The following is a 19,550-nucleotide window of genomic DNA, read 5'->3' as shown; positions in this document are numbered from 1 at the left end:
TCTTTCTCCTCGTGGCGGTGCGGTACGTGCCACACTGTCTCGGCGATGGGCTACCGCTGAGAAGCGGTAGCCGGTGTGATTATTTCAATAAAGGATCGGTAACACCTAAGCCATAAATGGCAATCGTGCCCAAAATACCCACTACTGTCAGATAGTAAAGCGTTGGCACTAAGGTACGGCGCAGGGTAACCCCTTCACGGCCCAACAGCCCAACCGTTGCCGAGGCCGCTACGACATTGTGAATGGCCACCATATTACCGGCAGCAGCACCGACAGCTTGCATCGCTACAATCAGCGCGCTGGTGATACCGAGTGATTCTACCGAGTGATTCAGCAACGCCAAACTGATACTGCGCCAACATCATATTGCTTACGGTGTTGGAGCCGGCAATAAACGCCCCCATCGCGCCGACGGTGGCGGTAAAGAATGGGTACACATCACCAAAGGTTTGTGCGACAAAACTGGCCATGGCAATTGGCATACTGTCTAACTCTGCACCATTGACGCCAGAGTTGATCAAAATCCGCACCATTGGGACGGTAAACATCAGCACAAAACCCGCACCAAACAAGACTTTGCTTGATTCACCGATGGCGGCTTTCAGTTCCGAGACACGCATGTTGTGGATAAAGAACGTCAGCAATACCACAAAAACCAAGATCCCCCCGGGCAGATACAGCGGGGCAATGCTTTCGGTAATGCCTTTTTCACCCAAGATATCGCCGGTTTTCCAAGCTAAGCCAGTCAAAAAGGCTTTTAAGTCTGGGCTGACACGCGATAACACCAATAAGCCAGCGACCAAGATATATGGCAACCACGCTTTCCAGATGGCCAATGGTGCACGTTCGTTCAGACCATCCAATTTAATTTCAATCGAACCCATCCATTCGCTAGGCCATTCTTTGGCTGGCGCGAAATCCCAGCTTGTCTTTGGTACCAAAAAACCAACTTTAGCGGCTGGTACTACAATAGCTAAACCAATTAAGGCACCGAGTAAAGAAGGAAATTCTGGTCCTAACAATAAGCCTGTTAAAGCATAAGGAATGGTAAAAGCCAAGCCAGCAAATAAAGCAAACGGCACTGCTTCCAAACCTTCTTTCCAAGAGCGGTTTTTACCGAAGTAGCGGGTCATCATCATCACCATTAACACTGGCATGATGAAACCGGTCAGGGCATGCAAAATTGCCACTTCGCTGGTGATCAGTTGTAAATAATGTGACCAATCGGAGCCATTGGCGACTAAGCGTTCGGTGATGCTGGCGCTGTCTAAGCCTTTGTTCAAACCGATGATAATGGGGGTTCCGACGGCACCAAACGACACCGGAGTCGATTGCACCATCATACCCAGCATCACAGCAGCCAATGCCGGAAAACCCATTGCCACTAACAAGGGCGCGGCGATGGCGGCTGGTGTACCAAAACCAGAAGCACCCTCAATAAAGCAACCAAACAACCACGCGATAATCACTGCCTGAATGCGGCGGTCGGGGCTAATGTGAGTGAATCCATGGCGAATGGCGGCAATCCCCCCTGAATGTTTCAGGGTATTGAGTAGCAAAATTGCGCCAAAAATAATCCACAACACCGACAGCGTAATCACTGCGCCTTGCAGTGTCGAAGCCAATACGCGGTTAAACGACATCTCCCAACCAAACAGTGCAATGGCGGCGGTGAGAATGAACACGGCAGGCATGGCGCGTTTTGCAGGCCAATGCAGGCCGATCAACAAAATCGCCGCCAGTAAGATCGGCGAAAATGCCAATAGGGCTTGTAGTCCTAGGCTCATTTTGGGTTTCTCCTCCTCGGAGTGTGTCTTTTTATCAAAATGTAGGCAGGGTCTCTGCCGAGAGGGATAGACTGTTTTTTTGGTATGACCAATTTACAAAACAGCCTGTGGCATTGAATATGAAACATTTGCTGGCTGTCAATGTTTATCCATGTTGCAGTGAAGCATTGCGGCTGTTTACGTTAGGGTAAGCGGTTTGATGTTGAGTTAGTCTTTTGTTTTTATTTGAAAAAAATCGGTTTGGTTTTACTGCCGGAATTGTGTAGATTAGCTATGATATTTCGCTAAATTTTGGCTAGAATCCACTGCGATTTTCATAACCTGTATGTCAGACCGCCTTGCCACTTGGATGGCTTATTTTTGGTCTGACCAATTTGGAGCTGGGCATGACAACCATGCGTACACCACGTCGCTTATCTGACGAGGTGATGACAGAACTAGAAAATATGATTTTGGCGGGGCGGTTTAAGGCGGGCGAAAAATTGCCGCCAGAACGTGAATTAGCCACTCGCTTTGGTGTATCGCGGCCCTCGTTGCGCGAGGCAATTCAAAAGTTGGTGGCACGCGGTTTGTTACTCAGTCGGCAAGGCGGTGGGACGTATGTGGCAAACACCATCGGTCATGCTTTTTCCGATCCCTTGTTGGCCCTATTAGAACGACATCCCGATGTGCACAGTGATTTGTTGGAATATCGTTTGGCGATTGAAGGGGCCAGTGCCTACTATGCCGCGCTACGGGCAAATCAGGTCGATAAGGCACTATTGATCGAGCGGTTTGAAGAATTAGAAGATGCTTATCACAGCCAAGATTTGGCACGAGAAGGAACGAACGGCAGATGCACAATTTCATCTGACCATCGCCGAAGCCAGCCATAACGTGGTGTTATTTCATACCACCAAGGGGCTGTTTGACTTGTTACAGCGCAATGTGATTACCAATATCGGTGGCTTGTATTTACGCGGAGACACTCGCGAACGGATTATGGCGCAACACACGGCGATTTTCCGCGCCATTATTGATGGCAAACCGGAAACAGCGCAGGCCGAGAGTCATACCCACCTGCGCTATGTGCAGACCATTTTGATGGAAATGGAGCAAGAGGCCCGCCGTATGGCGCGGACACAACGGATGCAGCAAACCTAGCCTTGGGCCAAGGCACGAGCAATCACCAATTTTTGGATATCGCTGGTGCCTTCATAAATCTGGGTGACCCGTACATCGCGTGCAATACGTTCGATCGGATAATCACTCAGATAGCCATAGCCGCCGAGGGTTTGGAGCGCAGCAGAGCACACCCGTTCTGCCATTTCCGAGGCAAATAGCTTGGCCATCGACGCCTCTTTCAAACACGGCAAACCGGCATCTTTCAAACTAGCGGCATGCCATACCAATTGGCGGGCGGCTTCTAGTTGGGTGGCGGCATCGGCGAGGCGGAAACCGACGGCTTGGTGATCAAAAATCACTTGGCCGAAGCTTTCGCGCTCTTTGGCATACGCTACCGCACATTCCAACGCTGCGCGTGCCATGCCTAAGGCTTGTGCTGCAATGCCAATCCGCCCCGACTCTAAGTTAGCCAGCGCAATTTTATAGCCCTCGCCTTCTTGCCCCAGTCGATGGCTGGCTGGAATACGGCAATTGTCGAACATGATGGCGCAGGTATCGCTGGCGGCTTGCCCCATCTTTTCTTCGACTTTGGCCACGATATAGCCGGGGGTCGATGTCGGGACGATAAAGGCGGAGATGCCTTTTTTACCGGCGGTGGGGTCAGTAACGGCAATTACAATCGCAACATCGGCGTTTTTGCCCGAAGTAATAAACTGTTTGGCACCGTTCAAGACATATTCATCGCCTTCGCGTACGGCGCGGGTACGAATAGCACCGGCATCCGAACCCACATGCGGCTCAGTCAAACAAAATGCGCCGAGCCATTCTCCACTTGCCATGCGTTTTAAGAATTGCTCTTTTTGCCATTCATTACCAAAGCGTTCAATCGGGCCACATCCGACCGAGTTGGTAACAGAAATAATGGTGGAAACTGAGCCATCTCCAGCGGCAATTTCTTCAAGTGCCACTGCGGCGGCGAGGGTGTCCAAACCAGCCCCGCCCCATTCTGTCGGTACCGTAATACCGAATAACCCCAACTCGCCTAATTTACGCAAAGCCTCGGCAGGGAAAGTGTGGTTTTGTGCCCATTGTGCGGCATGAGGTTTGAGTTCTTGTTCGGCAAAATCGCGCAAGGTGTCTTGCAACATCCGATGTTCACTCGACAGCAGCATGTCTGCCTCCTGTTGAAAACGTAAGTCCCACTGCGGTGGCAGTGGGAACATGAATTACAGTAATTCGACTGCCAGAGCAGTGGCTTCACCGCCGCCGATGCACAAGCTGGCCATGCCACGTTTGCCGCCGGTTTGCTGCAAGGCCGCCAATAACGTCACCACAATGCGGGCGCCGGAGGCTCCGATGGGATGACCGAGGGCACATGCGCCGCCACGCACATTCACTTTGTCTGCTGGCAAAGCCAAGTCGTGCATCGCTGCCATTGTGACCACCGCAAACGCTTCGTTGATTTCGTACAAATCGACATCGTCGGTAGTCCAGCCGATTTGATTGAGCAATTTACGCATCGCATCGACCGGCGCGGTGCTGAACCATGCTGGTTCGTGGGCGTGGGTGCTATGACCGACAATTTTGGCAATCGGTTTCAGACCGTGTTTTTCTGCTTCGCTCAGTTTCATCATCACCACGGCGGCTGCGCCGTCAGAGATTGAGCTGGAGTTGGCGGGGGTAACAGTGCCGTCTTTTTTGAAGGCCGGCTTTAAGGTCGGGATTTTTTCCAGATTGGCTTTGAGTGGTTGTTCATCGTTTTCGATCAACACATCCCCTTTGCGACCGGCAACGGTTACTGGGGCAATTTCTGCTTTGAATAAGCCGCTTTGAATCGCATGTTGCGCCCGTTGTAATGAACGGACAGCAAATTCATCCTGTGCTTCACGGCTAAAGCCGTATTTTTCTGCGCAAATTTCAGCAAACCAACCCATCAGTTTGCCTTTGTCGTAGGCATCTTCTAGGCCATCCAAGAACATGTGGTCTTTGATATCGCCATGCCCGAGACGGAAACCGCCACGCGCCTTCGGCAACAAATAGGGTGCTTGGCTCATGCTCTCCATGCCGCCTGCGACCATCACTTGATTGCTACCGGCCAGCAACATGTCATGGGCAAACATAATCGCTTTCATGCCCGAGCCGCACATTTTGTTGATGGTGGTGCAGTTGACCGACAATGGCAGCTTGGCACCCAACACTGCTTGCCGTGCTGGAGCTTGGCCTTGTCCAGCCGGCAAGACACATCCCATCACTGCTTCTTGGACATCTTCACCGCTGATGCCGGCACGTTCGACGGCGGCGGCAATGGCGGTGGCACCGAGTTGGCTGGCGGTGAGGCTGTTGAAATCGCCCTGAAAACCGCCCATTGGCGTGCGTACGGCACTCACAATCACAATTGGATCTGCTTGGCTCATGATATTTCCTTATCTTTGCGTGAGGTATGTTCTCGTTTACGTTAACGTAAAGTTGTCACTGAAAAAAAGACCGCTGCTGTCGGTCTGTTGTGTTTCCGCAACGGTAAAACGCAGTTTAGACCTCGTCAAGCCCTAAATCGGGTTCTGGTTCGCTGTCTTCACTGGATGAACCGGGGCCACCACAGCGTTTTTCCAACAGGCGTTCACATTGTGCTTTAAGGTTGCGAATCTCTTTGGTCACCAGTTTGATGTCTTCGATTTGTTGCAATAACAACCGTTCACGTTGCGACAAAATGCGCATGAATTCAAGCAGCTGGGGCTCTTCATCATTGGTGGCATCATAGATCATTGGTGGCATCATAGAGATTAAACAGTTCACGGATCTCTTGTAATGTAAGGCCAATCCGTTTGCCGCGTAGCGTCAGCAAAAGGCGGATGCGGTCGCGCGGAGAATAAATCCGATGTTGTCCGCGCCGTTCTGGTGCCAACAGGCCTTGTTCTTCATAGTGGCGGATGGTTCGGGTGGTGACATCAAACTCGCGCGCCAGCTCGCTGATGGTGAAAGTCTTTTCTTTACCGTGAATCATGATAGCAGGTCGCAAAAGTCGCTAATTTTACTCATCACCCTGAGAGTGAGGGAGAAAATTGCAGGAAATGACAAAAAACATCGTGTGGTAAGACCATTGTTTACATCGGCAGATTTGCTGCTGCATGTTGACGTTAACGTAAACGTGATAGTAACGTAGTTGTGGTTTGTCAAACAATTTACTGAAAAGGGCTAACGCGATGGAAATTCAAAGTGTCGGTGTGGTCGGCGCCGGACAGATGGGGAATGGGATTGCCCAAGTCTGTGCCATGGCGGGGTTATCGGTGGTGTTGACCGATGTGAGCAGTAAGGCATTAGAAAAAGCGCAAGCGACGATTGCCAACAGCTTGGCACGGTTGGTGAAAAAAGGGCAATTGAGCGATCCAGATGCCGTGTTAAGTCGGATTGTCTTTAGCAATGAGATGGCTGATTTGGCGGCGGTGGATATTGCGATTGAAGCCGCGACCGAACGGCTGGAAATCAAGATTGATATTTTGCGTCAGCTATCGGCTTTGGTACGGCCCGAGGCGATTATTGCCTCGAATACGTCTTCCATTTCGCTCACCGTCTTGGCGGCACAAGTTAGCCAGCCGCAACGCGCCATCGGTATGCACTTTATGAATCCGGTGCCGGTGATGCAACTGGTTGAAATTATTCGTGCTTTACAAACTGATGACGCTACTCACGCTGCCACCGTAGCGTTGGCGGAACGATTGGGCAAAACGCCAGTATCGGTTAACGATGCCCCTGGCTTTGTTTCCAATCGGGTGTTGATGCCGATGATTAACGAGGCGGTGTTTTGCTTGTATGAGGGTATTGCCACCCCCGAGGCAATTGATACCGTGATGAAGCTCGGCATGAACCATCCGATTGGCCCATTGGCGTTGGCGGATTTGATTGGTTTGGATACCTGCTTGGCAATTATGGATGTGTTGTATCACGAATTCCGTGACAGTAAATATCGTGCTTGCCCATTGTTGGTACAGAAAGTGGCTGCAGGGCATTTGGGCCGTAAATCGGGCCAAGGTTTTTATCGTTATGATCAGTGAGAGCCGACTATTTTTTGCGGTGCAGCATAAAAATAAGTTGTCATGAGCGCATAAATCGGATTTACTGTGTCAAAACAAGTTGACGTTAACGTCAACGTCAGAAAAAGCCGCAAGAGACGGTAGCCGAAAAATCGGTATCACAGGACAAATGAGGATGGAGACAACAACGATGGCGAAACCGGAAAACATCGGTGCAGCAGCCCAAGCACGGCAAAGCACAGATACCTTTCCCAAGCTGTTGCAAGAACACGCCCGCGTGCGCGGTGATCGTCCCGCCATGCGAGAGAAAGACCTAGGGATTTGGCAAACATGGACTTGGCGCGAAATTGCTGCCGAGGTGCAAGCATTAGCTTGCGGCTTTGCTGCCCTAGGTTTGGCTCGCGGTGATCGAGTGGCAATTATTGGAGATAACCGCCCCCGTCTATATTGGACGATTGCTGCTGCGCAGTGTTTGGGTGCAATTCCATTGCCGATGTATCAAGATTCGGTAGCGGAAGAAATGGTCTTTGTGTTGCAAGATGCTGGGGTGAAATTGGCGGTAGTGGAAGACCAAGAACAGGTCGATAAGCTGTTAGAAATCCACGATCGCCTGCCAAATCTTGAGCACGTGGTATATGACGACCCGCGCGGGATGCGTCATTACAACCAGCCTTTCTTGCATGCTGCCGCCGAAGTCTTGGGCTCGGGTCGGATTTATCACGACGAACATCCTGAGTTTTTTCAAGGCCAAGTTGATGGTGGCAAAGGCGAAGACCTCGCCATCATGCTCTACACCTCGGGTACCACCGGTAACCCTAAAGGGGTGGCTCATACCTACAACAGTATGATTATCACCGCTCGCAATAGCGTGCAGATGGAAGGCCTGACCGATCAGATGGAAGGCCTGACCGATCAAGAAGAAGTATTGGCTTATCTGCCGATGGCATGGGTGGGCGATAACTTGTTCTCTTATGCGCAGTCGATGGTGGCCGGTTTCTGCGTCTCTTGCCCTGAGTCGTCTGAAACTGTGATGACCGATATGCGCGAGATTGGGCCAACTTACTACTTTGCCCCGCCGCGTGTGTATGAAAACTTGCTCACCCAAGTCACGATTCGCATGGAAGATGCCAGCCCAATCAAACGCTGGATGTTCAACTATTTCATGGATCACGCGAAAAAAGTCGGCGTGAAAATCGTGGATAAACAGCCGGTGCCCTTTATGGACTGGTTGGGCTATCAACTGGGTAATTTCTTGGTTTATGGCCCGATTAAAAATGTGTTGGGTTTTTCGCGGATTAAATTGGCTTACACCGCCGGTGAAGCGATTGGCCCAGAACTGTTCGACTTCTATCGTGCTTTAAACATTAATATCAAACAGCTCTACGGTTCGACCGAAGCCTATGTGATGGTGTGTGTCCAGCCAAACGGTCAAGTGAAACCCGATACCGTGGGGACACCGGTGCCAGGCGTTGAAGTCAAGATTGATGACAACGGCGAAGTGATTTTCAAAGGCCCAGGGGTATTCCACAGCTATTGGAATCGTCCTGATGCAACTGCAGAAACCATGACCCCAGATGGTTGGGTGCTCACCGGTGATGCAGGGTTCTTTGATGATGATGGTCATCTGAAAATCATCGACCGCGCCAAAGACGTGGGTAAATTTATCGATGGCTCGATGTTTGCACCGAAATACATCGAGAACAAACTCAAATTCTTCCCCTACATCAAAGAAGTGGTGGCGTTTGGTGACAAACGCGAAAACGCTTGTGCCTTTATCAACATCGACCTGTCGGCGGTGGGCAGTTGGGCAGAAAAACGCGGCTTGGCTTACACCGGTTATACCGACTTAGCCGGACAAGATGCGGTGTATGAGCTGATTCGTGAATGTGTCGAAAAAGTGAATGCCGACTTGGCAGCAGACCCTCGCTTGGGGAATTCGCAAATCAAACGCTTCTTGATCTTGCATAAAGAGTTGGATGCGGATGATGGCGAACTGACCCGGACCCGTAAAGTGCGGCGGCGTTTTATTGCGGATAAATATGGTGTCTTGATTGATGCGCTGTATGCAGACGTCAACCATTGCCTGATTGAAACTCAGGTGAAGTTTGAAGATGGTCGAGTCGGCATGGTGCGTGCAGACCTCAAGATTGCTGAAGCAAAACGCTATCCGCGCATTGCGCAATCTGCAGCTTAAGGGAGAGGCGAGATGAATCCAAATCGCAAGATCGGTGATGTGATCCTCAAAGCAGAAAACATCTCGATGTCTTTTGGTGGGGTCAAGGCGCTGACCAACATCAGTTTAGAAGTACGTGAACATGAAGTGTTGTCGATTATCGGCCCAAACGGGGCGGGTAAATCGTCGATGTTGAACGTTATCAATGGTGTCTATCACCCTCAAGAAGGCAAAGTGACCTACAAAGGCCGCACCCGCGACAAGATGGAACCTCATCTGGCGGCAAAGCAGGGTATTGCGCGGACCTTCCAAAACATCGCGTTGTTTAAGGGCATGAGTGTGCTCGACAACATCATGACCGGCCGCAACTTGAAAATGCACACCAATTTCCTGCAACAAGCATGGTATTGGGGCCGCACACAACGCGAAGAAATCAAAAATCGCAAAGTGGTCGAAGAAATTATCGACTTTCTGGAAATCCAGCACGTTCGTAAAACCCCAGTTGGACGCTTGCCGTATGGTTTGCAAAAACGGGTTGAACTTGGTCGCGCTTTAGCGGCAGAACCGACTCTGTTATTGCTCGATGAGCCTATGGCGGGGATGAACGTCGAGGAAAAACAGGATATGTGCCGGTTTATTCTCGATGTGAACGACGAATTTGGGACCACGATTGTGTTGATTGAGCACGATATGGGCGTGGTGATGGATATTTCTGACCGCGTGGTGGTGTTGGATTACGGCAAGAAAATTGGTGATGGCATCCCAGAAGAAGTCCGCCAAAACCCTGCTGTGATTGCCGCCTATCTCGGCACATCGCACTGATTGTCGGTACAGAAGGAAGGAAAGCGAAATGGAATTTCAGTTTTTTCTTGAGGTACTGGTCGGTGGCTTGTTAGCCGGCGTGATGTACTCGTTGGTGGCGTTGGGTTTTGTGCTGATTTACAAAGCCTCGGGTGTGTTTAACTTTGCACAGGGGGCGTTGGTGTTGTTTGCCGCGCTGACCTTTGTTGGTTTTCAAAACATGGGTTTGCCGTTTTGGGCGGCGTTAATTATCACCCTCGGCGTGATGGTGTTAATGGGGATTGGGATTGAAAAGATTGTGCTGCGGCGTCTTGTCAACCAGCCCCCAATCTCGCTGTTTATGGCAACCATTGGTCTGTCCTTCTTTATCGAAGGTTTGGCACAGATGGTGTGGGGCACCGAGGTTCACGGTTTGGAATTAGGGATTACCGACGAGCCGTTTGAAGTGGGTGGTGTGTTTATCTCTTCGTTTGACTTGTTTGCCGCTGGTATCTCGGGAACCTTGGTTGCCGTGTTGGCCTTGTTCTTCCAGAAAACCAAACTGGGCCGCGCTTTGCGGGCAGTGGCTGATGACCACCAAGCCGCGCTGTCGGTGGGTATTCCGCTGCAACATATTTGGGCGATTGTGTGGGCGGTGGCGGGTTTTGTTGCCTTGGTCGCTGGTTTGCTGTGGGGGTCGCGCTTAGGGGTGCAATTTGCCCTGACCTTGGTGGTGTTGAAAGCGTTGCCAGTGTTGATTTTGGGCGGCTTTACTTCGGTACCTGGGGCGATTGTCGGTGGTTTGATCGTGGGTGCAGGTGAGAAATTGGCCGAGGTGTATCTGGGGCCTTATCTGTCGGGCGGTATCGAGAACTGGTTTGCTTATGTGTTGGCGCTGGTGTTCTTGATGGTGCGTCCAGAAGGTCTGTTTGGTGAAAGACATATCGAGCGCGTCTAGCGTGTGCTGACTGTCTCCGTTTAACGATACGCACTGAGGAATTTACCCATGATTTACCGCGAATCTGGTCAGTTTAAGACCAGCTACCAAAACGATTCGGTGATCTTCCCGATTAAGCAAGATCGCATGTTTATCTTTGCCTTGCTTGCCTTGGCTGCCCTTGTGGTGCCGATGTTTGCTTCGGAATACATGTTGTCGGGGATTTTAATTCCCTTTCTCGTGTTGTCCTTGGCAGCCTTGGGTCTCAACATCCTGACAGGCTATGCTGGGCTGCTGTCGTTGGGCTCGGCGGCCTTTATGGCGGTGGGTGCGTTTGCCACCTACAACTTCTTGGTCCGTGTACCTGGGATGCCGTTGCTGTTGGCCTTGGTATTAGGTGGTCTGTGTGCTGCAGCGGTGGGGATTTTGTTTGGTTTGCCTTCGCTGCGAATTAAAGGGTTCTATCTCGCAGCAGCAACCCTAGCCGCCCAGTTCTTTGTTGAATGGGTGTTGACCAAATTCAGCTGGTTTACTAATCACTCGGCTTCGGGTGTGATTTCCTCCCCACCTTTAGAGGTATTCGGGATTGCCTTGGATACCCCAGTGAGCAAATACCTGTTCACCCTCGCCGTGGTGGTGGTGTTGGCTTTGGCTGCAAAAAATCTGGTGCGTAGCTCAACCGGTCGGGCATGGATGGCGGTGCGCGACATGGACGTGGCGGCTGAAGTGATCGGGATTCCAATTCTGAAAACCAAGCTGTTGGCTTTTGCGATCAGTTCTTTCTACTTCGGGATTGCCGGTGCCCTGTATGCTTTCATCCTGTTGGGCACGGTGGATGCGCAGGCGTTTGACTTACATCGTTCTTTCCAAATTCTGTTCATGATTATCATCGGCGGTGTGGGTTCGATTTTGGGTTCTTTCTTGGGCGCAGCGTTTATTGTGTTGTTGCCAATCGTGTTGAACCTGTTGGGCCAACTGTTGCACGGTATTGTGAGCACACAGTTCTTGTCGAACTTGGAAATGATGATTTTTGGCGGTCTGATTATCTTCTTCTTGATCGTCGAACCTTTGGGTCTGGCTAAGATGTGGCAGATTACTAAAGAAAAACTGCGGTTGTGGCCGTTCCCGCACTGATTCACCCCTGTTTCATAACCTAGATGCACAAAAGCACAAACTGGAGGAAAAACTCATGAAACACTTTGCGCTCAAATCGCTCACGTTTGCGGTTGCAGGTCTGATGGCAGCAGGAACTGCCTTGGCAGCAGAACAGTTCATCCCAATCCCTAGCTATCGTGTTGGCCCTTACGCTTCCGGCGGGGCGAAGTACTACGGCGGCATGATTGACTATATCAACTACGTCAACATGAAAGAAGGCGGCGTGGGTGGGGTGAAACTGACCTACGAAGAGTGTGAAACCGAATACAAAAACGACCGTGGCGTGGAATGCTACGAGCGTCTGAAGAAAAAAGGCGAAGCAGGGGCTTCGGCATTTAACTTCATGTCCACTGGGATTACCTATGCCACGATGGATCGTGCTGCAGCTGACAAAATCCCACTGATGACCATTGGCTTTGGTCGTGCTGATGCTAAAGATGGCTCGGTGTTTCCCTACGTCTTCCCGCTGGTAACGTCCTATTGGAGCCAAGCCACCGCCAAAATTCAATTTATCGGCCAACGCTTAGGTGGCATGGATAAATTAAAAGGCAAGAAGATCGTGAACCTCTACCACGGCTCAGCCTACGGTAAGGAAACCTTGCCAGTGCTCGATGCAATGGCGAAAAAGCATGGTTTTGAGCTGGTGAACGTCGAAGTGCCTGCACCAGGGACAGAGCAACAGTCGCAATGGTTGGAAGTGCGTCGTCAGAAACCTGACTTTGTGATTCTGCGTTCTTGGGGGGTGATGACACCAGCCGCGATCAAGGCAGCGGCTAAAGTTGGCTACCCACGCGATAAGATTGTTGCGGTGTGGTGGGGTGGTTCGGAAGAGGACGTTGTCCCTGCTGGTGAAGCAGCAAAAGGCTATATCGCAGGGGCTTTCGCCGCTGACGGTAAAAACTTCCCGCTGATTCAAGAGATTGAGAAAACTGTTTACGGTGCAGGTAAAGGCAATCTGTCTGACAAAACCGCGATTGGCACTGTTAACTACAACCGTGGCATTGTCGGCGGCATCATGATGGTGGAAGCCATCCGTGTAGCACAGGGTAAGTTCGGCAAGAAAGCGTTGAATGGTGATGAGGTGCGTTGGGGTCTGGAAAACCTGAACCTGTCGCAAGATCGTCTGAAAACCTTGGGCGTGGCAAACATGATTCCAGCCGTGAAAACCTCGTGCGCTAACCACGAAGGTTCGGGTTATACCCGCTTTATGCAGTGGGATGGCAAGGCTTGGAAACCGGTTTCCAACTGGATTGCCCCAGACAATGCAGTGCTCGATCCACTGATTAAGGCCTCTGCTGCGAAGTACGCACAAGAGAAAAACATCAAACCACGCGATTGCTCGAAAGAACAATAATCGCTGAGCTTCCCGACCCCGTCGCCTCGGGGTCGGTTCACCTGCATCGGGAGAGGCCATGACTGCAACGACCCATACCGAACAAAAAAATGGCAGCCCTTATTTGCTGTCGATCAATAACATTGAAGTGATTTACAACCACGTCATTTTGGCGCTCAAAGGGGTTTCCCTTGATGTGCATGAGGGCAATATTGTTGCCCTGATGGGTGCCAACGGCGCGGGGAAAACCACTACCCTAAAAGCGATTTCTAACTTGTTGCGCGCCGAACGTGGCGATGTAACAAAAGGCTCGATTGAGTTTCGCGGTGAACGGGTTGATGCCATGACACCAGATGGTTTGGTGAAGCGTGGTGTGATTCAGGTGATGGAAGGCCGTCATTGTTTCGGCCACTTAACCGTAGAAGAAAACCTGTTGACTGGGGCATATACCCGTTCGATTAGCCGCGCCGAATTGAAAAACGATTTAGAGCGCATTTATCACTACTTCCCACGCCTGAAAACCCGTCGCAATTCACAAGCCGGTTATACCTCCGGTGGTGAACAGCAAATGGTGGCGGTGGGTCGGGCGATGATGGCGCGTCCTACCATGATTTTGTTGGATGAGCCTTCGATGGGCTTGGCACCACAAATCGTGGAAGAGATTTTTGAAATTGTGAAAGAGCTCAACCAAAAAGAAAAAGTCAGTTTCTTATTGGCCGAGCAAAATACCATGATTGCGCTGCGCTACTCTGACTATGGCTACATCATTGAAAATGGTCGGGTGGTGATGGATGGGCCAGCCAAAGAGTTGGCTGATAACGAAGACGTAAAAGAATTCTATCTTGGCTTGGCAAAAGAAGGTCGTAAGAGCTTCCGCGAAGTCAAACACTACCGCCGCCGTAAGCGTTGGTTGGCTTAATTGAGAGGATGGACATGATGTATCCCGATCCTCAAGAACGCCGGCCTCATGCAGAACGGGTGGCAGCATGGGAACAGGCCTTGCCGGCGTTTATCGCTCATGCTAAACAGTTTGCACCCGCTTATGGGCGTTTGTTGGCGGATGTTGAAGCAACGTCAATCAATAGCCTGACGGCGTTGGCATCGTTACCGATTACCCGTAAATCTGCCTTGATTAGCGAGCAAAAACAGCAACCGCCGTTCGGTGGCTATGCCGCCCTTGCCGCCGGTCAAGCTGCGCGCTTGTTTGCCTCACCGGGGCCGATTAACGAGCCACAGGGTACCGCAGAAGATTTTTGGCGCATGAGCCGTGCCTTAGCCGCAGCAGGGTTTGTGGCTGGCGATATTGTGCACAACTGTTTTTCTTATCACTTCACCCCCGGCGGTTTTATGTTGGACTCCGGTGCGCGGGCTTTGGGATGTGCGGTGTTTCCGGGTGGGGTGGGGCAAACGGAGTTACAAGTGGCCGCAATGCGTGACTTAGGCGCCACAGCCTACACCGGTACCCCGTCTTTCCTCAAAATCATCTTGGAAAAAGCAGATGAATTGGGGGTGAGTTTGCCGAAATTGACCAAAGCGGTGGTCACCGGCGAAGCGCTACCCGGTAGCTTGCGGCAGTGGTTTACCGACCGTGGTATTACGGTGCGCCAGTGTTATGCCACCGCCGATTTGGGCCTGATTGCGTATGAAACCACCCCGGGTGCGGGAATGGTGCTCGATGAAAATATCATCGTTGAACTGGTCAAACCGGGTTCAGGTGAGTGGGTTGCTGAAGGTGAAGTCGGCGAAGTGGTGGTGAGCAGCTTTAATCGGGATTATCCACTGATTCGATTTGCGACTGGTGATTTATCGGCTTTCCATCCGGATGCCAGCCCATGTGGTCGTACCAACCGTGTCATCAAAGGATGGATGGGGCGTGCTGACCAAACAGCCAAAATCAAAGGCATGTTTGTCCATCCAGAACAAATTCACGCCATTGTGAAACGCCACCCAGAAATTCAACATGCCCGCTTAGTGGTGGATCGAGCAGACGATTTCGATGTGATGACGCTGCAAATCGAAACCACCGAATCCTCACCGACATTACAACAAGCGGTTGCTGACACCATGCGCGACATCACCAAATTGCGCGGTGAAGTGCAACTGTGCCCCCCTCAAAGCCTTGCCCGTGATGGCAAAGTGATTGATGACATTCGTAAGTTTGAATAGCCCTATTTCTATTGGAGCATCTGATGAGCGTAGCAAATGATTCCTTGCTGTTTACGCCTGCTGCTAACGGCGAGGCACCGACGGTTAAGCTGTTAATCAATGGTGAGTTTGTTGACTCCAAAACCCAACAGTGGTTGCCAGTGATCAACCCTGCGACACAAGAAGTGTTAGCACGGGTGCCGTTGACCACTGCCGAGGAAGTCGATGCGGCGGTGGCTGCGGGTAAAGCGGCTTTCAAAACATGGCGTAAAACCCCAATCGGGACACGCGCCCGTATTTTCCTGAAGCTGCAACAGCTGATTCGCGAAAATATGAAAGACTTGGCTGCCACGTTGACAGCGGAACAAGGCAAAACCTTGGCGGATGCCGAGGGTGATGTGTTCCGTGGTTTAGAAGTGGTAGAGCACGCTGCCAGCATTGGTAATTTGCAGCTCGGTGAGTTTGCAGAAAACGTTGCCAGCGGGGTGGATACCTACACCGTGTTACAGCCTTTGGGTGTGTGTGCAGGGATTACCCCCTTCAACTTCCCAGCGATGATTCCACTGTGGATGTTCCCGATGGCGATTGCCACCGGCAACACCTTCTTGCTCAAACCTTCCGAGCAAGACCCCTTGGTGACGATGAAATTGGTCAAGCTGGCATTAGAAGCTGGGGTGCCGGCCGGGGTGTTGAATGTGGTGCATGGTGGGGCAGATGTGGTGAATGCCATCTGTGACCATCCGGATATCAAAGCGATTTCGTTTGTCGGCTCGACCAAAGTGGGTACCCATGTTTACAACCGTGCCAGCCTGAACGGTAAGCGGGTGCAGTGCATGATGGGGGCGAAAAACCACGCCATTGTGTTGCCTGATGCCAATAAAGAACAAACCCTCAACCAATTAGCTGGTGCCGCGTTTGGTGCTGCGGGTCAACGCTGCATGGCCTTGCCGGTGGTGATTATGGTCGGTGAGGCACAAAGTTGGATTCCTGACTTGGTGGCCAAAGCCAAGAGCTTGCGCGTGGGTGCCGGTCAAGATAACCCCGATGTTGGCCCGCTGATTTCTTGCGCGGCGCGTGAACGGGTGACGGGCTTAATTGCCAAGGGTGTTGAGCAAGGTGCCAAATTAGAGCTGGATGGTCGCGAAGTGACGGTCGAAGGTTATCCCAATGGTAACTTTGTGGGCCCAACCATTTTCAGCGAAGTCAAACCTGGCATGGCAATCTATGACCAAGAAATTTTTGGCCCGGTATTGTCGTTGATGTCGGCGGATAACTTGGATGAGGCGATTGAGATGATTAACGCCAATCCAAACGGCAACGGTACGGCCATCTTCACCCAATCCGGTGCCGCAGCGCGTAAATTCCAAGAAGACATCGATGTTGGCCAAGTGGGGATTAACGTGCCGATTCCGGTACCAGTGCCGATCTTTAGCTTTACCGGCTCGCGTGCTTCTAAGCTTGGCGACCTCGGCCCATACGGTAAACAGGTGGTTGCGTTCTATACCCAAACCAAAACTGTCACCACCCGCTGGTTTGATGACCCTGCTTCGATGGGTAATAAAGTCAACACCACCATTAGCCTCAAGTAATTTGTATCAAATGTCTGTCCACGCAGAGACAGTGTTGTCTCTGTGTGGGTGGGTGTTGCCTGCTATTGAGAAAGGACTGTGTGATGTTGCATGTCAGCGATCCAAATTTTGCCGAACGCACCCGCAATAGCTTCCAGCGGCAGGCCATTATGCATTTATTAGGCGCAGAAATGCGTGAAGTTGAAGCCGGTCGGGTGTTAATCGCTTTGCCATTCAAACCCGAATTGTCGCAACAACATGGTTTTTTTCATGGCGGGGTTACGGCCACGATTGCGGATTCGGCAGGTGGTTATGCCGGATTTACCCTATTTGGCCCCACCGACTCGGTGTTAACCGTTGAATTTAAATTGAATTTAATTGCACCTGCTGACGGTGAATGTTTATTTGCCGAAGGGCGGGTGAAAAAACCTGGGCGGACCTTGACCGTCTGTGAAATGGATGTATGGGTAGAAAAACAAGGCCGCCGTAAAGACTGCGCGGTCGGTTTGCAAACCCTGATGCGGGTCACCGATCGGCCTGATATTGCCGAAGCAGGTTAACCCCTATAGCGAGGATGTCATGGATTTTGCCTTAAATGACGATCAGCGTGCTTTTCAAGAAAGCGCACGCGACTTTGCCCAACATGAACTTGCCCCGTTTGCGGCGCAATGGGATGCCGAAGAAACCTTTCCGCTTGAAACGCTGCGTAAAGCGGGGGATTTGGGTTTTTGTGGGTTGTATATTCCCGAACAATATGGTGGTTTGGGTTTGTCGCGCCTAGATGCGGCAATTGTGTTTGAAGAATTGGCCGCCGGTTGTACCTCAACCACGGCATATATCACCATCCACAATATGATGACGTGGATGATAGCGACGTTTGCCGAACCTGATGTGGCGGCGGAGTGGGTGCCAAAACTGGCGTCTGGTGCGTTGTGGGGCAGTTATTGTTTGACCGAGCCGGGAGCCGGTTCGGATGCCGCTTCGTTAAAAACCCGCGCTGAACGGGATGGCGATCACTACCTCTTAAACGGTTCCAAGATGTTTATCTCTGGTGCCGGTTCGACGGATGCCCTAGTGGTGATGGCGCGTACTGGTGGTGCTGGGCCAAAAGGGATCTCTGCCTTTTTAGTACCGGCCAATCTACCGGGGATTCAATACGGTAAAAAAGAACACAAAATGGGCTGGAACAGCCAACCCACCCGCGCCATTACTTTTGATAATGTGGCAATTCCTGCTGCGTATCGTTTGGGGGCCGAGGGTGAAGGGTTTGCTATTGCGATGAAAGGGCTTGATGGTGGCCGCATTAATATCGCCACCTGTTCGATTGGCACCGCGCAAGCGGCACTCAATCGTGCCCAAGCCTATTTGCATGAGCGGCAACAATTTGGCCGGCCGTTGGCTGAGTTTCAAGCCCTGCAATTTAAGTTGGCTGATATGTTGACCGAGTTGGTCGCTGCCCGTCAGATGGTGCGTTTGGCAGCATGGAAACTCGACAATCGCAGTCCCGATGCTACCACCTATTGTGCGATGGCAAAACGATTTGCCACTGATATTGGTTTTAAGGTCGCGAACGATGCCTTACAACTGCACGGTGGTTACGGTTATATCAAAGAATATCCGCTAGAACGTCATGTACGCGATAACCGTGTGCATCAAATTCTGGAAGGAACCAATGAAATCATGCGTGTGATTGTGGCACGCGCCGCCTTACAAGAAGGTGCTTTGGAGAGATTACGCTGATGAAAACCTATGCCCATTTAGCTGTTGAATTCCGTGACCACACTGCGGTTGTCACTATCCAAAACCCGCCTGCCAACACGTGGAATCGCGATAGTTTGTTGGCGTTGGAAACCCTGATTGCCGATTTGAACCAAAATCGTGACATTTATGCTTTGGTGTTGACGGGCGAAGGCGAAAAATTCTTCTCCGCTGGGGCTGATTTGAAATTGTTTGCCGAGGGTGATAAGGCGGTCGCGCGCGAGATGGCACGCTTATTTGGTCGTGCTTTTGAGGCGTTATCGAATTATCGCGGTGTCAGTATTGCTGCCATCAATGGCTATGCCATGGGGGGCGGTTTAGAGGTGGCCTTGGCATGTGATATTCGGATTGCGGAAGAACAGTCGCAAATGGCATTGCCTGAAGCCACTGTCGGTTTGCTGCCATGTGCCGGTGGGACACAGAATTTACCGTGGTTGATCGGTGAAGGCTGGGCAAAACGGATGATTTTATGTGGCGAGCGAGTGAATGCTGCCACCGCTGAGAAAATCGGTTTGGTCGAACAAGTGGTTGCCAAAGGCGAGGCGTTAAATACAGCTTTGGCCTTGGCGCAAGGGGTGGCAAAACAAAGTCCTACTTCGGTGGCGGTGTGTAAACGGTTGGTACAAGTGGCTCGGCATAAACCGTTGGCAGAGGGTTTGCCATTAGAACGGGAATGGTTTGTCGATTTGTTTGATACCGCAGACCAAAAAGAGGGCGTCAACGCATTTCTGGAAAAACGCGCTCCACAGTGGAAGAATGCCTGACACTATGAAGGAGACAGC

The 19,550-nt window shown here is 51.3% G+C and carries 20 protein-coding genes; 14 read left to right on the top strand and 6 right to left on the bottom strand.

Translation table 11 applies throughout. From position 1 onward, the window contains the following. Positions 1 to 79: 79 nt before the first annotated feature. On the bottom strand, positions 80 to 283 hold the full coding sequence (locus G465_RS16295) for an L-lactate permease (protein ID WP_211213647.1): 204 nt from the start codon (positions 281 to 283) through the stop codon (positions 80 to 82). Then, positions 255 to 1,787 carry an L-lactate permease gene (locus G465_RS12890; RefSeq protein ID WP_211213646.1) on the bottom strand — a complete coding sequence of 511 codons (1,533 nt, stop codon included), beginning with the start codon at positions 1,785 to 1,787 and terminating at the stop codon, positions 255 to 257. Before G465_RS12890 ends, G465_RS16295 begins: the two co-directional genes overlap by 29 nt. Before the next feature lie 386 nt (positions 1,788 to 2,173). On the opposite strand from G465_RS12890, the gene G465_RS16000 reads away from it, so the two are divergent. Beyond that, positions 2,174 to 2,662, top strand: coding sequence for a GntR family transcriptional regulator (locus tag G465_RS16000; RefSeq protein ID WP_211213645.1), 489 nt, complete (start codon positions 2,174 to 2,176; stop codon positions 2,660 to 2,662). Next, a complete protein-coding gene (locus G465_RS15995) occupies positions 2,577 to 2,930 on the top strand; it encodes an FCD domain-containing protein (RefSeq protein ID WP_211213644.1) in 354 nt (117 codons plus the stop codon). The genes G465_RS16000 and G465_RS15995 overlap by 86 nt, the downstream gene beginning before the upstream one ends. On the opposite strand, the gene G465_RS0100430 is transcribed toward G465_RS15995, so the two are convergent. The 4 genes from G465_RS0100430 to G465_RS15975 all read right to left on the bottom strand — a co-directional run bounded on the left by G465_RS0100430 (position 2,927) and on the right by G465_RS15975 (position 5,892). Continuing rightward, positions 2,927 to 4,063 (bottom strand): acyl-CoA dehydrogenase family protein, encoded by a 1,137-nt coding sequence (locus G465_RS0100430; RefSeq protein WP_022652505.1) that lies wholly within the window; start codon positions 4,061 to 4,063, stop codon positions 2,927 to 2,929. The genes G465_RS15995 and G465_RS0100430 overlap by 4 nt on opposite strands. A gap of 54 nt (positions 4,064 to 4,117) precedes the next feature. Continuing rightward, positions 4,118 to 5,305 (bottom strand): acetyl-CoA C-acetyltransferase, encoded by a 1,188-nt coding sequence (locus G465_RS0100425; RefSeq protein ID WP_022652504.1) that lies wholly within the window; start codon positions 5,303 to 5,305, stop codon positions 4,118 to 4,120. A 115-nt stretch (positions 5,306 to 5,420) separates the two neighbouring features. Continuing rightward, complete coding sequence (locus G465_RS15980) at positions 5,421 to 5,654, bottom strand: MerR family transcriptional regulator (RefSeq protein WP_027405043.1); 234 nt, start codon at positions 5,652 to 5,654, stop codon at positions 5,421 to 5,423. Continuing rightward, complete coding sequence (locus tag G465_RS15975; protein WP_169512048.1) at positions 5,644 to 5,892, bottom strand: MerR family transcriptional regulator; 249 nt, start codon at positions 5,890 to 5,892, stop codon at positions 5,644 to 5,646. The genes G465_RS15980 and G465_RS15975 overlap by 11 nt, the downstream gene beginning before the upstream one ends. A 199-nt stretch (positions 5,893 to 6,091) precedes the next feature. On the opposite strand from G465_RS15975, the gene G465_RS0100410 reads away from it, so the two are divergent. The 12 genes from G465_RS0100410 (at position 6,092) to G465_RS0100355 (ending at position 19,532) form a co-directional block, all read left to right on the top strand. Then, the gene (locus G465_RS0100410) at positions 6,092 to 6,940 is read left to right on the top strand and encodes a 3-hydroxybutyryl-CoA dehydrogenase (protein ID WP_022652503.1); all 849 of its coding nucleotides are present in this window, start codon (positions 6,092 to 6,094) and stop codon (positions 6,938 to 6,940) included. Positions 6,941 to 7,109: 169 nt separating this feature from the next. Beyond that, positions 7,110 to 9,113: an AMP-dependent synthetase/ligase gene (locus G465_RS0100405; protein WP_022652502.1), complete on the top strand. Its 2,004-nt coding sequence runs from the start codon at positions 7,110 to 7,112 to the stop codon at positions 9,111 to 9,113. 12 nt (positions 9,114 to 9,125) lie between these two features. Next, positions 9,126 to 9,914, top strand: coding sequence for an ABC transporter ATP-binding protein (locus G465_RS0100400; RefSeq protein WP_022652501.1), 789 nt, complete (start codon positions 9,126 to 9,128; stop codon positions 9,912 to 9,914). A 28-nt stretch (positions 9,915 to 9,942) separates the two neighbouring features. Further along, positions 9,943 to 10,830, top strand: coding sequence for a branched-chain amino acid ABC transporter permease (locus tag G465_RS0100395; protein ID WP_022652500.1), 888 nt, complete (start codon positions 9,943 to 9,945; stop codon positions 10,828 to 10,830). Positions 10,831 to 10,878: 48 nt separating this feature from the next. Next, positions 10,879 to 11,943 (top strand): branched-chain amino acid ABC transporter permease, encoded by a 1,065-nt coding sequence (locus G465_RS0100390; protein ID WP_022652499.1) that lies wholly within the window; start codon positions 10,879 to 10,881, stop codon positions 11,941 to 11,943. Positions 11,944 to 11,998: 55 nt separating this feature from the next. Beyond that, on the top strand, positions 11,999 to 13,318 hold the full coding sequence (locus tag G465_RS0100385) for an ABC transporter substrate-binding protein (RefSeq protein WP_022652498.1): 1,320 nt from the start codon (positions 11,999 to 12,001) through the stop codon (positions 13,316 to 13,318). A gap of 58 nt (positions 13,319 to 13,376) precedes the next feature. Further along, positions 13,377 to 14,216 carry an ABC transporter ATP-binding protein gene (locus G465_RS0100380; RefSeq protein ID WP_022652497.1) on the top strand — a complete coding sequence of 280 codons (840 nt, stop codon included), beginning with the start codon at positions 13,377 to 13,379 and terminating at the stop codon, positions 14,214 to 14,216. A gap of 14 nt (positions 14,217 to 14,230) precedes the next feature. After that, positions 14,231 to 15,463, top strand: a complete 1,233-nt coding sequence (locus G465_RS0100375) for a phenylacetate--CoA ligase family protein (RefSeq protein WP_022652496.1) — start codon at positions 14,231 to 14,233, stop codon at positions 15,461 to 15,463. Positions 15,464 to 15,486: 23 nt separating this feature from the next. Beyond that, the gene (locus tag G465_RS0100370; RefSeq protein ID WP_022652495.1) at positions 15,487 to 17,031 is read left to right on the top strand and encodes a CoA-acylating methylmalonate-semialdehyde dehydrogenase; all 1,545 of its coding nucleotides are present in this window, start codon (positions 15,487 to 15,489) and stop codon (positions 17,029 to 17,031) included. Between the two features lie 83 nt (positions 17,032 to 17,114). Then, positions 17,115 to 17,570, top strand: coding sequence for a PaaI family thioesterase (locus G465_RS0100365; RefSeq protein WP_022652494.1), 456 nt, complete (start codon positions 17,115 to 17,117; stop codon positions 17,568 to 17,570). 19 nt (positions 17,571 to 17,589) lie between these two features. Beyond that, complete coding sequence (locus G465_RS0100360) at positions 17,590 to 18,750, top strand: acyl-CoA dehydrogenase family protein (protein ID WP_022652493.1); 1,161 nt, start codon at positions 17,590 to 17,592, stop codon at positions 18,748 to 18,750. Beyond that, the gene (locus tag G465_RS0100355; RefSeq protein ID WP_022652492.1) at positions 18,750 to 19,532 is read left to right on the top strand and encodes an enoyl-CoA hydratase; all 783 of its coding nucleotides are present in this window, start codon (positions 18,750 to 18,752) and stop codon (positions 19,530 to 19,532) included. The genes G465_RS0100360 and G465_RS0100355 overlap by 1 nt, the downstream gene beginning before the upstream one ends. The last annotated feature ends 18 nt before the right edge of the window (positions 19,533 to 19,550 follow it).

Origin of the sequence: Aquaspirillum serpens DSM 68 (assembly GCF_000420525.1) — a bacterium.
GTDB lineage: Bacteria > Pseudomonadota > Gammaproteobacteria > Burkholderiales > Aquaspirillaceae > Aquaspirillum > Aquaspirillum serpens.
This window is presented reverse-complemented; position numbering and strand designations above follow the sequence as displayed.